The 14,208-nt window shown below is 58.4% G+C and carries 13 protein-coding genes; 6 read left to right on the top strand and 7 right to left on the bottom strand.

Features of this window, described 5'->3' with window-relative positions; translation table 11 throughout:
• The first annotated feature begins 446 nt into the window (after positions 1-446).
• From CFU_RS07305 to CFU_RS07280, 6 genes are all read left to right on the top strand, one after another.
• The gene (locus tag CFU_RS07305; RefSeq protein WP_014005406.1) at positions 447-1,187 is read left to right on the top strand and encodes an acetoacetate decarboxylase; all 741 of its coding nucleotides are present in this window, start codon (positions 447-449) and stop codon (positions 1,185-1,187) included.
• 54 nt (positions 1,188-1,241) lie between these two features.
• A complete protein-coding gene (locus CFU_RS07300; protein WP_014005405.1) occupies positions 1,242-2,024 on the top strand; it encodes a 3-hydroxybutyrate dehydrogenase in 783 nt (260 codons plus the stop codon).
• A gap of 107 nt (positions 2,025-2,131) precedes the next feature.
• The gene (locus CFU_RS23240) at positions 2,132-3,088 is read left to right on the top strand and encodes a hypothetical protein (RefSeq protein WP_050808505.1); all 957 of its coding nucleotides are present in this window, start codon (positions 2,132-2,134) and stop codon (positions 3,086-3,088) included.
• Positions 3,089-3,214: 126 nt separating this feature from the next.
• Positions 3,215-3,880 (top strand): glutathione S-transferase family protein, encoded by a 666-nt coding sequence (locus CFU_RS07290; RefSeq protein ID WP_014005403.1) that lies wholly within the window; start codon positions 3,215-3,217, stop codon positions 3,878-3,880.
• A gap of 287 nt (positions 3,881-4,167) precedes the next feature.
• Complete coding sequence (locus CFU_RS07285; protein WP_014005402.1) at positions 4,168-6,390, top strand: OsmC domain/YcaO domain-containing protein; 2,223 nt, start codon at positions 4,168-4,170, stop codon at positions 6,388-6,390.
• A gap of 60 nt (positions 6,391-6,450) precedes the next feature.
• A complete protein-coding gene (locus CFU_RS07280) occupies positions 6,451-6,828 on the top strand; it encodes a VOC family protein (RefSeq protein ID WP_041741448.1) in 378 nt (125 codons plus the stop codon).
• Between the two features lie 83 nt (positions 6,829-6,911).
• Here the strand turns inward: CFU_RS07280 and CFU_RS07275 are convergent, their stop codons facing one another.
• The 7 genes from CFU_RS07275 to hemC form a co-directional block, all read right to left on the bottom strand.
• On the bottom strand, positions 6,912-7,472 hold the full coding sequence (locus CFU_RS07275; protein ID WP_014005401.1) for a GNAT family N-acetyltransferase: 561 nt from the start codon (positions 7,470-7,472) through the stop codon (positions 6,912-6,914).
• 69 nt (positions 7,473-7,541) lie between these two features.
• Entirely contained in the window at positions 7,542-7,757 is a 216-nt protein-coding gene (locus CFU_RS25520; protein WP_190275231.1) for an energy transducer TonB, read from the bottom strand.
• Positions 7,758-8,483: 726 nt separating this feature from the next.
• Complete coding sequence (locus CFU_RS07270; RefSeq protein WP_014005400.1) at positions 8,484-9,806, bottom strand: hemolysin family protein; 1,323 nt, start codon at positions 9,804-9,806, stop codon at positions 8,484-8,486.
• Between the two features lie 188 nt (positions 9,807-9,994).
• Positions 9,995-11,191 (bottom strand): heme biosynthesis protein HemY, encoded by a 1,197-nt coding sequence (locus CFU_RS07265; protein ID WP_014005399.1) that lies wholly within the window; start codon positions 11,189-11,191, stop codon positions 9,995-9,997.
• A 4-nt stretch (positions 11,192-11,195) separates the two neighbouring features.
• Positions 11,196-12,377, bottom strand: coding sequence for a uroporphyrinogen-III C-methyltransferase (locus CFU_RS07260; RefSeq protein WP_014005398.1), 1,182 nt, complete (start codon positions 12,375-12,377; stop codon positions 11,196-11,198).
• On the bottom strand, positions 12,374-13,174 hold the full coding sequence (locus CFU_RS07255) for a uroporphyrinogen-III synthase (RefSeq protein WP_148264780.1): 801 nt from the start codon (positions 13,172-13,174) through the stop codon (positions 12,374-12,376). The genes CFU_RS07260 and CFU_RS07255 overlap by 4 nt, the downstream gene beginning before the upstream one ends.
• Entirely contained in the window at positions 13,174-14,055 is an 882-nt protein-coding gene (hemC, locus tag CFU_RS07250; protein ID WP_050808729.1) for a hydroxymethylbilane synthase, read from the bottom strand. The genes CFU_RS07255 and hemC overlap by 1 nt, the downstream gene beginning before the upstream one ends.
• Positions 14,056-14,208 lie beyond the last annotated feature (153 nt).

Raw genomic sequence — 14,208 nt, 5'->3', positions numbered from 1 at the left:
TTGTCCTTGCATCTTCCCTGGATGACCCCAAGCAGGAAAAGATAGAAAAAAGAGCGCAACTTTAGCTGATAACGTTAACATCACTCAAGCTTATTTACGTTCGCCGGCATGAAATTGCATTTTGTGCAATCATTGTTCGATACGTTTGCCGCAATCTCTTGAATTGGCAACCTTGATCGTCATTCTGTTCTGTATTGATCTTTAAGTAAATTCCTCATGAGATATTTATCAGGCAATACCTGAGATAGTCTTGTCATATTGGGTGTGTATCTTGCTTGGGTGCAGACGTATGTGGCTAGATTGCTTTTTACCAATCCCGTGGTTTGCGCCGGAGCCGGAATTTTTGCCCGGTGAAATGCGCGGAAAAGTAATGGCAACCTTTCGCCTGTTTTGCCTGTCTCAGACAAGCCGTATTACAGCAAGTCCTTTCATAGCGAGGAAGAAACATGACTGAAAACGAAGTACGCGACAACGCCTTTGCAATGCCGATCCACAATCCGGCCTTTCCGCCCGGCCCCTACCGTTTTGTCGACCGCGAATTCCTGATCATCACCTACCGCACCGACCCGGAAGCCCTCAAGAAAATGATTCCGGCGCCGCTGCAGTTCGTCGAGCCCATCGTCAAGTTCGAATTCATCAAGATGCCTGACTCGACCGGCTTCGGTCATTACTGCGAATCGGGACAGGTCATACCGGTGACCCTGAACGGCGTGGCCGGCGGTTACGTCCACAATATGTACCTGAACGACCACCCGCCAATCGCCGGCGGCCGCGAACTGTGGGGTTTCCCGAAAAAGCTCGGCAGCCCGGAACTGCAGGTGCACACCGACACCCTGATGGGCACGCTGGACTACAGCGATTTCCGCATCGCCACCGGCACCATGGGCTACAAGCACAAGACGCTCGACAGCGCCGCGGTAAAAAAGTCGCTGGAAGCACCCAGCTTCCTGCTGAAGATCATCCCGCATGTGGACGGCACCCCGCGCATCTGCGAACTGGTACAGTACAGCTTGACCGACATCACCGTCAAAGGCGCCTGGAGCGGCCCTGGCGCGCTAGACTTGCATCCGCATGCGCTGGCCCCGATCGCCGACCTGCCGGTGCTGGAGGTGATCTCCGCAGTACATATCCTGACCGACCTGACCTTGCCGCTGGGCACGGTCGCTTTTGATTACCTCGCCAAATAAGCACCTCAATAAACAAGTAAATAAACAAGTAAATAAACAAGTAAAGGAATAGCCATGTCACTCAAAGATAAAGTTGCCCTGATTACCGGTTCCGCCAGCGGCATCGGCAAGGAAATCGCCATCGAATACGCACGCGCCGGCGCCAAGGTCGTGATCGCCGACCTCGCGCTCGACGCCGCCACCGCTACCGCCAACGAGATCAGCCAGTCCGGCGGCATCGCCATGGCGGTCGCCATGAACGTTACCGACGAAGCGCAGGTCGACAAGGGCATCGCCGATGCGGTCGCCGCTTACGGCAGCATCGACGTCCTGATCAGCAACGCCGGCATCCAGATAATCGCCCCGGTAGTCGATTCGACCCTCGACAACTGGAAAAAGATGCTGGCGATCCATCTCGACGGCGCCTACCTGACCACGCGCGCGGCCATGCGCGAAATGATCAAGAAGGGCAACGGCGGCGCCATCATCTACATGGGTTCGGTGCACTCGCATGAAGGCTCGCCGCTGAAAGCGCCGTACGTCACCGCCAAGCACGGCCTGATCGGCCTGGCGAAAGTGGTGGCCAAGGAAGGCGCAAAAGACAAGATCCGCGCCAACGTCATCTGCCCAGGTTTCGTCCGCACGCCATTGGTGGAAAAGCAGATTCCCGAGCAAGCCAAGGAACTCGGCATCACCGAAGAGCAAGTGATCAAGACCGTGATGCTGAAAGACACCGTGGACGGCGAATTCACCACCACCCACGACGTCGCGCAAACCGCGATTTTCCTCGGCGGCTTTGAGTCCAACGCGCTGACCGGACAATCGATCGTGGTCAGCCACGGCTGGTTCATGCAGTAACAGCTTGCGGTTGCCGAGCCTGACCAGAAGGGTAAGACGGGAAACGACGCGTCTTGCCCTTTTTGCCAGGTGCAAGCCGGCAGCCGCACTCAATCCTGAAAGTCATCTTGAGCACAATCTATTTCCTGTCGAAGCCAGCCTCGCGCCTGGGCCTGAAGCATTGCCTGTCCTGCCTGTTGCTGCTGGCAGGCAGCAGCGCCCTGCTCGCCAAAACCGAACCGGCCAAACCGGCCGCCGCAGAAGCAGCGCCGGCGTTCGCCAGCCGCCAGGCTGCGTTGTCGGCTTTGCCGCCGCTGATGCTGTGGGTAGGAGAACGGCCGGACGATGTCCGCGCCTGGATCAGCGGCAGCGCCCGCCAGGCAACGCTGAAAGGCGGCGCCGATAACCAGCCGGCGCCGTCCATCCAGGAGCAGCGCATGGGCGTTGCGGTGCTGGACACCACCATCCTGCTGCGCGACGGCAGCGCCAGCGTGCGCCGGCGCCAGCAACCCCTGCAGCTGCCGCCGGCCTGGTACGCGCAAAACCGCGTGCAGCAAAAAGCGCCGCTGGTCACCATCGTCCATATCGATATGGCGCGCGGCGCGCGTAAACCGCAACTGAATGAAAAACAGAAAAAGATTATCGTCAACGCCGTGGTAGCTGCCGCAGCCCGCAGTCCGAGCCAGGTGGTGCAGCTCGATTTCGAAGTCATGCATAGCCAGAAGCCGTTCCTGGCGGACGTCGTCAAACGCAGCCGCGACGCCCTGCCGGCCAATGTCGCCTTGTCGATCACGGCGCTGGCTTCATGGTGCGTGGGCGACGCCTGGCTGGCCGACCTGCCGGCCGACGAGGTAGTGCCGATCGCATTCCGCATGAGCGGCGACGCCGGCCGCATGCGCGACGTCCTGAATCAAGAAGGCCGCTTCCCGCGTCCGGAATGCCAGCCTAGCCTTGGCTTGTCGCTGGATGAACAACCTTGGCCGAACAAGCTGCGCAGCCAGCGGCTTTACCTGTTTAACCGGAATGCCTGGTCGGGTACGCCGATGGCGGGCTGGGCGGTAAGGCTGGGGGCGATTTTTCCGTAGATTTGAGGATTAGCAAAAAAATAGCTCAGGGATGTCGATTTAGCCCTATCTCGAACGTCTAGTAAGTGCACAGTAAAAAATCCGTATCCGGCACTCGACCAGACATCCAGCAAAGGAGAAATCGCCATGTCCCTTCCAATGATCCCCACTATTACGGTCTTTGAACGGTCGCCCGATGGCGGCAAGGGGCTTGCGCGTGACATGCGCGTCCGCTGGGCGTTTGAAGAAGTCGCCCAACCTTACGAGGTTCGCCTGGTTTCGTTCGGTGCGATGAAGGAACCCGCACATCGGGCGCTTCATCCTTTCGGGCAGATTCCGACCTATGAAGAAGGCGATCTTGCCCTGTTCGAGTCGGGCGCGATCGTGTTCCATATCGCAGAGCGCCATGCAGGCTTGCTACCTGCCAATGCGAATGCCCGCGCACGCGCGATCACATGGATGTTTGCCGCGCTCAACACCGTTGAGCCGCCGATTCTTGATCTCCAGACCGCCAAGTTCCTGGAGGGCGACAAGGCTTGGTACGAGCAGCGCCTGCCTCTCGTCAAGAATCGTATCCGCGACCGGCTGGGCGAACTTTCCGATCGCCTTGGCGATGCCGAATGGCTGGATGGCGCGTTCAGCGCGGGCGACCTGATGATGGTGACGGTGCTGCTCAGGTTGAAAGCATCGGGCATGCTGGATGAATATCCGAACCTGGCCGCCTATGTCGCCCAGGGCGAAGCGCGGCCCGCCTACAAGCGTGCTTTCGACGCTCAATTGGCGGTTTTCGCTGGCAGGCCGCCGATCGCCTGAACCGGCCTTTTACCCTCGAAGGGCATCTATGGCATCTGTGATGCTGTGATGATGCAGCTCTGAATTGGCGGAACTCGCGGCGATTCCATCTGGTGCAACTGCACTTGGCGCTGCCTTGGATATCGCCATGGCGCATGGAAGTTCACCGCTTCCAACCATCTGCCGCGCCATGGCGTTCGCCCGGCAAATCACCCGTTTACGACAACGTTTGAGAAAACCATCGATACATTGCACGGTACCGGCGCGGCGACGGATAATAGCGCCTACATCATTTTTAGAGTTCCCCCATGGAAATCAAGGTCAATTTTCTCGACAAGCTGCGTCTTGAAGCCAAGTTCGATGACTTCACGGTAGTGTCCGACCAGCCTATCCGTTACAAGGGCGATGGTTCTGCGCCTGGTCCCTTCGATTATTTTCTGGCTTCGTCGGCCTTGTGTGCAGCTTATTTTGTGAAGCTGTATTGTGTAACTCGCAATATTCCTACCGAAAACATCCGCCTGTCGCAGAATAATATCGTTGATCCGGAAAACCGCTACCAGCAGATTTTCAAGATTCAGGTTGAGTTGCCGGCGGATATCTCCGCCAAAGACCGCCAAGGAATTTTGCGCTCCATCGAGCGCTGTACGGTGAAAAAGGTGGTGCAGGCCGGGCCCGAATTTGTCATTGAAGAGGTCGCGAACCTGGATGCCGATGCGCAGGCGTTGCTGACGTTGAAGCCGGCTTCTGACGCCAGCACCTATATTGTCGGCAAGGATCTGCCGCTGGAACAAACCATCGCCAACATGTCGGGCGTTCTGGCGGCCTTGGGCATCAAGATTGAAATCGCTTCGTGGCGCAATCTTGTTCCCAATGTGTGGTCGCTGCATATCCGCGATGCACACTCGCCGATGTGTTTTACCAACGGCAAGGGAGCGACCAAGGAAAGCGCGCTGGCGTCGGCGTTGGGAGAGTATATCGAGCGGCTCAATTGCAACCATTTCTACGCCGGCGCGTTTTGGGGCGAAGACATCGCCAACGCGGAGTTTGTACATTACCCGAACGAGCGCTGGTTCAAGCCTGGCCGTAAAGATGCGCTGCCGGCTGAAATTCTGGATGAGTACTGTCTGCAAATTTACAATCCCGACGGCGATTTATTCGGCTCGCACCTGGTCGACACCAACTCCGGCAATGTACAGCGCGGCATCTGTTCGCTGCCGTATGTGCGGCAGTCGGACGGCGAGGTGGTGTACTTCCCGTCCAACCTGGTCGAAAACCTGTACGTCAGCAATGGCATGAGTGCCGGCAACACGCTGGCCGAAGCACAGGTGCAATGCCTGTCGGAGATTTTCGAACGGGCGGTAAAACGCGAAATCCTGGAAGGTGAAATCACACTGCCAGATGTGCCGCAGGAAGTGCTGGCGAAATACCCTGGCATTCTGGCCGGCATTCAGGGCTTGGAAGAGCAGGGTTTTCCGGTGCTGGTGAAAGATGCCTCGCTGGGCGGGGTGTACCCGGTGATGTGCGTCACCTTGATGAACCCGCGCACCGGCGGCGTGTTTGCCTCGTTCGGCGCGCATCCAAGCCTGGAGGTGGCGCTGGAGCGCAGCCTGACGGAATTGCTGCAGGGGCGCAGTTTTGAAGGCCTCAACGAATTGCCTCGGCCCACCTTTGCCAGCGAAGCCGTGACAGAGCCAAACAACTTTGTCGAACACTTCATCGATTCCAGCGGCATTGTGTCATGGCGTTTTTTCAGCGCCAAAGCGGATTTCGATTTTGTGGAATGGGATTTTTCCAGCCAGGGTCAGAAAGACAGCTCCAATGCCGAGGAAGCCGCGACCTTGTTCGGTATTCTCGAAGACATGGGCAAACAGGTGTATATGGCGGCGTATGACAATTTAGGCGCCATAGCCTGCCGGATTCTGGTGCCCGGTTATTCGGAAATTTACCCGATAGAAGATCTGGTCTGGGATAACACCAACAAGGCGCTGCTGTTCCGCGTCGATATCTTGAATCTGCATCGCCTGGACGATGCCAGCCTGGAAGCGCTGCTTGAGCGTCTGGATAACAATGAGCTCGATGAATATTCCGACATCGCGACATTGATCGGTATCGAATTTGACGAGAATACGGACTGGGGGCAACTGACGGTTCTCGAGCTGAAGCTGCTGATTCATCTCGCCTTGCAGCAATTTGACGAGGCGCAAGAGCAGGTGGAAGCCTTCCTGCAATACAACGACAACTCGGCCGAGCGCGGATTGTTTTATCAGGCCTTGAATGTGGTGCTGGAGGTGCAGCTGGATGACGAGCTGGAACTGGACGATTACGCGGTCAATTTCCGCCGGATGTTTGGCAACGCCCGGATGGATGCGGTAATGGGGTCGGTGGACGGCAGCGTGCGCTTCTTCGGGCTGACGCCAACGAGTATGAAACTGGAGGGTCTCGACAGGCACCAGCGCCTGATCGACAGCTACAAAAAATTGCATAGGGCTCGGGCCAGTGTGGCCGAGTTACACGGTACAATTGCCAAATAAGCCTCTATGGCAAACGTCTTGGTTGGGCCTGGCGCAGGCCCGTACTCTTCAGGAGAACTCATGTTTGACCACGTCAAATTCGGCGTCAGCGACTATGCGGTGAGCAAAATATTCTTCCTCAAGGCACTCGAACCGCTCGGCGTAGCTGTTGTTTCGGAGGGGCCGCCGACGTATGGCGTCGAGCTTCTTGGCCCAAAGAGTAAGGCTTCATTGTGCCTGTACCAAACCGAGGAGAGGCCGGCGCATCTTCACTTGGCGTTCACGGCCGAGAACCGCCAGCAGGTCGACGCTTTCTATCGCGCGGCCCTGGAAGCGGGTGGCAAAGACAATGGTGCGCCTGGTCCGCGCCCGCAATACAACGCGAACTACTATGCAGCTTTTGTGATTGGTCCCGACGGGCACAACATCGAAGCGGTTTGCCAGGAACCCGAAGCCTAAGCCTTCCATACAGCTTCATTCCTCGCGGTGAGCGCGCGGATAACTCTGCTTTCCTTGCTTACCGTTCACCATAGTCGGCGCCGTCAATGGCCTTCGCCAGCCTGCGACAACGGCGCTGCCGCCTCTTGAACCGTCTTCAAGCGCAAGCTTACCTGGTAGACAGCGCATGGAGCGTTGTAGTGGGTTTCGATGCCGCGGTACTGCATGCCAAGCCGCTCCATCACTGCAATGGAGGCAATATTGCCAGGATTTGCCACGGCAACCACTTCAGGAATGCCCAGTTCTTTTGCGAACAAAACGATCCGTTCAGCAGCTTCAGTCGCATAACCCTTCCCCCAACAGTCTCGCCTTAACCTCCAACCGATTTCCGGGACAGCACCTGTCTGAGCAGCCAACGGTTGCAATGTCGCCGCACCAATCATCAGATTGTCGTCTTTACGGAAAACACTCCACCATGAGAATCCGTGCGAAGTCCATCTCGGTTTTACGCGATCGATCATTGCTTGGCTGTCAGCCTCAGACATTGGGGCGCCGTTGCCGATGTAAGTCATGACCTCTGGGTCACTATTAATCGCGGTTAAACCAGCAAGATGGTCGTCGCAAAATGGGATCAATTTCAACCGCTTTGTTTCAAGAATAGTCATGATTATTCATTATCGAATGATGACTTACGACCGGCCGCTTCTGATCGCGGCCTTTCAAGCTGGATGGCTTTATTCAGTGCGCCAAATCCATCTCATCTTTTCCCACGAATCTATAGCTACGCCATTCACAGTGGCAGGTACAAATTCGCACGCTCTCATTGCTAGAGCGGCTGTTGAATCTAATCTTTGATGTCCACTAGAGCTCGCGATTTTTGTTTCTATAACTCGCCCTTCTTTGGAAATATGCAGGCTCACATCTACAACCCCAGTTTCTTTAGCGGCCATGGACGCTCTCGGATAGGCGGGTCGTCCACAAGTAGATGGTTTCGTCTTGGCTCTTGTTGTTATCACGTTGTTCGATGGCGTACTACAAGCCCCAATGAGCAAACTTATCGCAATGGAAATCGTGATTATTTTCAGGCGCATAAAATCTTCAGGTAAGAGTACAAAATAATGATTGAACATGGCCGGAGTCAGGTCTTGCAACGACACATGTTCGCTTAGACTGGAGCGCCAACATGTTGAGTCAATCGATTACTCAACAAAGATACGTCAAAGCCGTTCGCTTTTGCAACTATCTTATACTATATGCAACACTGAACTCAATTAGACAGCACCTGCTCCCTGGCCTTCACGTGCAAGGCGTTGAGAATATCCATATGACTCCCGGCGCTCAGACAACGCTCCGGCCGCAACTCGTCGACCAATAAAGAATAAGGCTGATGCTCTGATCGAGCGACTATTGCGAAAATTGGGGGGACGTGTGATGCAGGTTATAGCGATCTCCAGAGTCGCTGTGAGGCCGCTTTCCACATTCAGACTGAGGGGATGGCAGATGGCAAGGTTGACAGACCGGTGCAAAAAGTAAAACCAGCAGCCCCAAGGCTCCCCGCCACCGCATTGCGCGGCTTGTGCGTTTTTTGCAATTCAGGCTGTCAACCCCGGTCCCTTCTTTTTCAGGGACGAATCAACTATGGATATTCTTCGATGTAATCGCAATCAGCATGGTGCCTATTCAGCATCGACCGCACGCGCCGCCGGATAAACCTTGACCAGCACGATCCGCGGCCCGTTCATTTTCTTGACCACGATGTCAAAACCGTCGAACCCGATCTTCTGTCCTTCATGCGGCAGGTCGCCCAGCTTGGCCATGATCAGGCCACCGACCGAATCGACATCTTCATCGCCCTCGATCGCGACGTCGATGCCGAGTATCCGCTCCAGGCTGAAGATAGGCAGGCTGCCCTTGCCCAGCAGAGTGCCGTCGTCGAGGCGGCTCCATTCGTTGTCGTTGCGCCGGAATTCGTCACGGATCTCGCCCACCATCGCGCCCAGCAGGTTGTCCAGCGTAATGAAGCCTTCCGGCTTGCTGCCCTTCTTGCCGATGATGGCGAAATGCGGCGCGCCGGTGCGGAAGCGGCGGAACAGTTCCAGCGCCGGCATGCGCGAGGATACGTATTCCACCGGCCGCAGATAAGCGTTCAGGCTCTCGATCGACTTGCCTTCCTGCTGCGCGATGAACAGATCCTTGAGATGGATCACGCCCAGCACATTGACGCCGCTCTGGTCGAAATAAGGATAGCGGCTAAAGCGGTGGCGATAGATGGTCTGCAGGTTTTCCTGCAAGCTGCGCGCCTGGTGCAGGGCCGTGATCTCGTTGATGGGCCGCATCAGGTCGGATACTTCGAGCTCGCTGAAATCCAGCGATTGCGCCAGCACGTTCCATTCGTCGCGGTTGAATTTTTCGCCGGCATGGCTGCCGCGCAGGATCAGCTTCAGCTCATCCGCCGAATACTGTGCATCATGGCCGTGAGCGCCAGCCAGGCCGGCCATGCGCAGGATCCAGTTGGCGCTGGCATTGAGCGCCCAGATCGCCGGGTACATGGCCCAGTAAAAACCGTACAAGGGCAAGGCGCACCACAGCCCTATCACTTCGGGATTGCGGATCGCGACGGTCTTGGGCGCGAGTTCACCGATCACGATGTGCAGGAAGGAGATCAGGAAGAAGGCGAAGAAGAAGGAAATGCCGTGTATCAGTTCCGGCGAGCTGATGCCGATCCAGCCGAACACCGGCTGCAGCAGGCTGGCGAACGCCGGTTCGCCGATCCAGCCCAGGCCCAGCGAGGCGAGCGTGATACCGAGTTGGCAGGCGGACAGGTAAGCGTCCAGCTGGCGATGCACTATCGCCAGGATGCGCCCGCGCAGGCCTTGGGTCTTGGCGATGGCGCGGATACGGGTCTGGCGTAATTTGACTAAACCGAATTCGGCAGCAACAAAAAAGCCGTTGAGCGCTACCAGAAATAATGCTGCGATAACCAATAACAGGTTGTTCAATGAATCTCTTTCATGGGTAATGACGGATTACAAGTATAGGCGACGATTGCGCTTTCAACAAAATCGCAGCAACTCAATCTTTGAAAACAGCGGCGGCCAAGAAAAAAGGGACAGGGTCTTACGCTCCCAGACTGCGTAATCACCCCTGCCCCATTTCAGCGTAGCGCAAGGCTACAGCGATGTTTCCGTTACAGCGTGGTAGCCAGCGCGCACTGGCGATAATGCTCGGCTGCCAGCGCCTGCTGGTCGATCGCCTCGTGCAATTGTCCCAGTTTCAGATGCGCTTCGCGCACCGTGGCCGGCGCTACCGCATCCGACAAAGCCTGCTCCAGATGGCGCTGGGCCTTGCCCCATAATTTTTGCTTGAAGCAGAATGTGCCCAGGGTCAGCGCCAGCTCTGGGTCGTTGGGGGCCCTGACGGCCCAGTGTTCACAGTGCTCGATTTGCGACAACAGCTCGGGCGATGCCTCAGCCGCAGCAGCGTCACGGTAGACTGCCAGCAAGCGCTGGTCCCACTCTGTCGCCAGCGATTTTTCGACGAGGGCGCGCGCTTCAGCGTGCAGGCCGCTCTTGTTGAACGCCTGGGCGCCGCGCATGGCGATGAATGGCTTGGTGCGGTCTTCGTTCGGCACCGTGCCCCACAGCCGGGTGATCGATTCGGCGTCGTGCGCTTCATCCGACAGCAAGCCGTCGTAAGCCAGCTCGCGCAGGCGCGTCGACAGGGCCGGATGCAAGGCGTCGTGTTTGTTCAGGGTGCGCACCAGGCGCAGTACTTCCGGCCAGTTCTTGGCTTGCTGGTTGGCTTTCAGCGCCAGCCGCAAGGCGTGGATATGGCGCGTACCGCGCGCGTTCAATTCATTGACGGTGTGCAGTGCTTCCTGCGACTTGTGCTCATCCACCAGCAGATCCAAGGTGGTGATCAGGCGCGCGGTTTTCAGCGGCTCGTCGTCTTCGATGCTGGCCAGCCAGATGTCGCGCCGTTCCGGCTGCCCCATGCGATGGGCGGCGCGGGCGCCGATCAAGGCTGCCACGCCCAGGTTGTCCTGCAGTTCGGCGGCGCGCGTGGCGGCTTTTTCAGCCTGGCCGAAACGGCCTTCGAACAGGGACTTGAGCGCATCGCGCAAGGCGTTGTTGGCGGTGGTTTCGCGTTTGTGGCGGCGGTAACCGATCACCCGCCCCGGCAATTTCTGGGTGACCCGGATCGCCCGGATCAGCACGTACAGGATGATGAACAGGATCGCCAGCGAAATGACGAAAAAATTCAGCGACAGGTCAATCCGGTACGGCGGGAAAAACATCACCACATTACCGGGGTTGTAACGCGCCAGCACGGCCAGGCCGATGGCGACTGCAAACAGAGCAACAAGCCGGAGAAAGAATCGCATAGGACTATGGCTTGCCTTTGTAAGTACGGATCGCCGCCGGGCTATCCAGCGCCGGCATGGTGATCGAAAGATTGCTGCTTTGGACCTGCTTGAGCAAGGTCTGCACGGTCTGGGTCTGCTTGGCCCGCGTGTCGAAATATTTGGTGATGGTTTCCTGGGCGGCGATCAGGTCGCTGCGGAATGCTGATTCGTTGCGCGACAGCAGGCCGAGGCGGGCATTGAGCAGGCGCAGCTTCAGGTTCTCCCGGGCATAGTAGGCCTGGGTCGGCGACAGCAGCAAGGCGTCGGGGGTATCGACGGTGCGCACCCTGATCAGCTGGCTGATTTCGGTCCACATCTCGCTGCTCCAGCTTTGCCACTTGTCCTTCAGGCTGTTTTTCCAGTCGGTCACCACGGCATCCGCCGCCACCTGGGTTTTGGCGATATTGCCGGAACCGGCGGCCTTAGGCCCACCGACCACGGCCTGGTTATTCGGCTTGCTGATGCCGACGATCGGTTTTTCATCGGACAGCAAGGGCATGCCGTCGATCTGGCCGATGATGCTGTCGAGACGCACGGCGATGCCGGTGACGTCCAGCGTCGGCAAGGCCTTCAGTTTTTCGATGTCGCTGGCGATGGCGCGCCGCACGATGATGAATTGCGGCTTGTCGGAGCGCGACAGGTTCTTGTCGGCGTTCTGCAGTGCGATCAGTGCGCCCTGGACGTTGCCGGCCAGTTGCAATTGCTGGCTGGCGGTCGACAGCACGTCTTCCACCTGGGCCAGGGTCCAGTCATCGCTGTTGCGCGACAGGTCTTTATACAGCTGCTCCAGCGCCAGTTGCTGGCTTTGCGATTCGACCTGCTTGTTTTCCAGCACGCTGACCTTGCCTTGCAGTTCCTTCGACTCGTCCTGCACCGACTTCACCAGCACCTTGGTTTCCGTATTGATGCTGTCGCCCGCCTGCAGGCGGCGCGCCAGTTCCTGGCGCAGCTTGCCGTTCTCGTTGTGCATCACCCACCATTGCGCCGCCAGCAGCAGGGCCAGCAGCAGCAATATGCCGTACACCAGGCCAAGCGAGCGCTTCGGACTCTTGTCCTGGGTGAACTTGTAAGGCTGCAGCACCGGCTGCGACGGTGGCGATGCCGTGGCGCTGACGGCAGGACCAGCAGGCTGGTTCGATTCTGGGGTGGGTATCGATTCGTTCATAGCGGGAATTGTAACGCGTCGAGTAGCCGTTCGTCGCCTGAGCCGGTCAGAGTAACGTCAGTAAATCCAAGCGTATGTGCCGTTTCGGCAATACGGGCATGCGGGACAAGGAGTTTCTGCTGTTGGATTTTTGCAACACCGGCGCCGCCCGCAAGCGCTTGCACCAGGTCGACCAGGTGCCTGAGCGCTTCCGAGCTGGTCAATATCCAGTCGTTTTCGGTATCCAGCAGGAATTGCAGGCGGGTTCTCAAGGAGGCATCGAGCACCGGCGCCTGGCGTCGGTAAGCAGCTACGGCCTGCACCTTGATACCCGCCGCCAGCAAGCTGTCGGCAAAAAATTCGCGGCCGCTTTCGCCGCGCACCAGCAATACCTGGCGGCCGCGCAAGGAATCAAGGTCGAGCGCCTGCAGCAAACCTTCGGAATCGGTCCTGGCCGGATCGGGCGGGCTGAAGATGGTGGTGTTGTGCGCCGTCAGGCCGTGGCGCGCCAGCGCCGCCCTGCTGCCCTCGCCGACGATACCGATCGGCAACTGCCGAGGCCAGCCGGCGATATGGCGAAATGCGGCATCGATGGCGTTCGGGCTGACAAACACCACTAGCGCAAAGTCGGCGAGCTCGCCGAGGACGGCTTGCAACGGCGCGTTATCGTTTAGCGGCAGGATTTCCAGCAAGGGGAAAACCACCGGCTGGCGGCCGCGCGCCGCGATCTGCCGCGCCAGCGCCGAGGCTTGCTGCAGCGGCCTGGTGATGATGACCGGGCGCAAGGCAGAGTTGCCCGCTGGCGGCGCTAGTGGCACTAGGCCTCCTTGCACAGCGCCAGGATGGCTCCGGCGTCCTGCGCCTCCAGCGCTGCGGCAATGGTTTCTCCCAGCACTTCCGGTGCGTCGGCGGCGCCGCTGGCGTCGGCAACGGCGACCCGCAGGCCGTCCGGCGTGGCGATCATTGCGCGCAAGCGCATCTGGTCGCCGTCGATGGTGGCAAACGCCGCCAGCGGCACCTGGCAGCTGCCGCCGAAGGCGCGCGACAAGGTGCGCTCAGCGGTGACCGCCAGTTCCGTAGGCAAATGGTTCAGGGGCGCGAGTATTTCCTGCAGGTCGGCGCGGTCGGCGCGGATCTCGATCGCCATCGCGCCCTGCCCCGGCGCCGGCAAACTCTGCTCGGGCTCGATCGGGGCCGTGATGCGGTCGGCCAGGCCAAGCCGCTTGAGGCCGGCCGCGGCCAGGATGATGGCGGCATATTCGCCGCGGTCGAGCTTGGCCAGGCGGGTACCGAGATTGCCGCGTAAGGGCTTGATCTGCAGCAAGGGGAAGCGCGCGGCGATCAAGGCCTGGCGGCGCAGGCTGCTGGTGCCGACGATGGCGCCGGCAGGCAGCTGCTCCAGGCTGGCGTAGTCGTTCGACACAAACGCATCGCGCGGATCTTCGCGCTCCAGCACGGCGCTGAGCACAAATCCGGGCGGCAGCTCCATCGGCATGTCCTTGAGCGAATGCACCGCCAGGTCGGCGCGGCCTTCCGCCATCGCCACTTCCAGTTCCTTGACGAACAGGCCCTTGCCACCGACCTTGGACAGGGTACGATCAAGAATTTGATCGCCGCGGGTGGTCATACCGAGGATTTCTATATTACAGTCTGGATATAATGCAGATAACCGTTCGCGCACGTGTTCCGCTTGCCACATGGCCAGCGGGCTTTCACGCGATGCGATCACCAACTTGGAAGGGGGGGATATTTTCGACACAAGTTCTTTCAGATTTTAACTAGGCGGCGCACTGGATTTTAGCATGTGCAGTGTACTGTTCCAGCGCATTGCCTCAGTTCAGCTTATATCAAA

Source organism: Collimonas fungivorans Ter331 (assembly GCF_000221045.1).
Lineage (GTDB): Bacteria > Pseudomonadota > Gammaproteobacteria > Burkholderiales > Burkholderiaceae_D > Collimonas > Collimonas fungivorans_A.
The sequence above is the reverse complement of the archived record's forward strand: the minus strand, read 5'-3'. Positions and strand labels throughout refer to the sequence as shown.

Excerpts from the sequence above, each read along its gene's own strand:
- CFU_RS07305 (WP_014005406.1), top strand. The coding sequence starts at position 447 with ATGACTGAAAACGAAGTACGCGACAACGCCTTTGCAATGCCGATCCAC.
- CFU_RS07300 (WP_014005405.1), top strand. The coding sequence starts at position 1,242 with ATGTCACTCAAAGATAAAGTTGCCCTGATTACCGGTTCCGCCAGCGGC.
- CFU_RS07290 (WP_014005403.1), top strand. The coding sequence starts at position 3,215 with ATGTCCCTTCCAATGATCCCCACTATTACGGTCTTTGAACGGTCGCCC.
- CFU_RS07285 (WP_014005402.1), top strand. The coding sequence starts at position 4,168 with ATGGAAATCAAGGTCAATTTTCTCGACAAGCTGCGTCTTGAAGCCAAG.
- CFU_RS07280 (WP_041741448.1), top strand. The coding sequence starts at position 6,451 with ATGTTTGACCACGTCAAATTCGGCGTCAGCGACTATGCGGTGAGCAAA.
- CFU_RS07275 (WP_014005401.1), bottom strand. The coding sequence starts at position 7,472 with ATGACTATTCTTGAAACAAAGCGGTTGAAATTGATCCCATTTTGCGAC.
- CFU_RS25520 (WP_190275231.1), bottom strand. The coding sequence starts at position 7,757 with ATGGCCGCTAAAGAAACTGGGGTTGTAGATGTGAGCCTGCATATTTCC.
- CFU_RS07265 (WP_014005399.1), bottom strand. The coding sequence starts at position 11,191 with ATGCGATTCTTTCTCCGGCTTGTTGCTCTGTTTGCAGTCGCCATCGGC.
- CFU_RS07260 (WP_014005398.1), bottom strand. The coding sequence starts at position 12,377 with ATGAACGAATCGATACCCACCCCAGAATCGAACCAGCCTGCTGGTCCT.
- hemC (WP_050808729.1), bottom strand. The coding sequence starts at position 14,055 with ATGTGGCAAGCGGAACACGTGCGCGAACGGTTATCTGCATTATATCCA.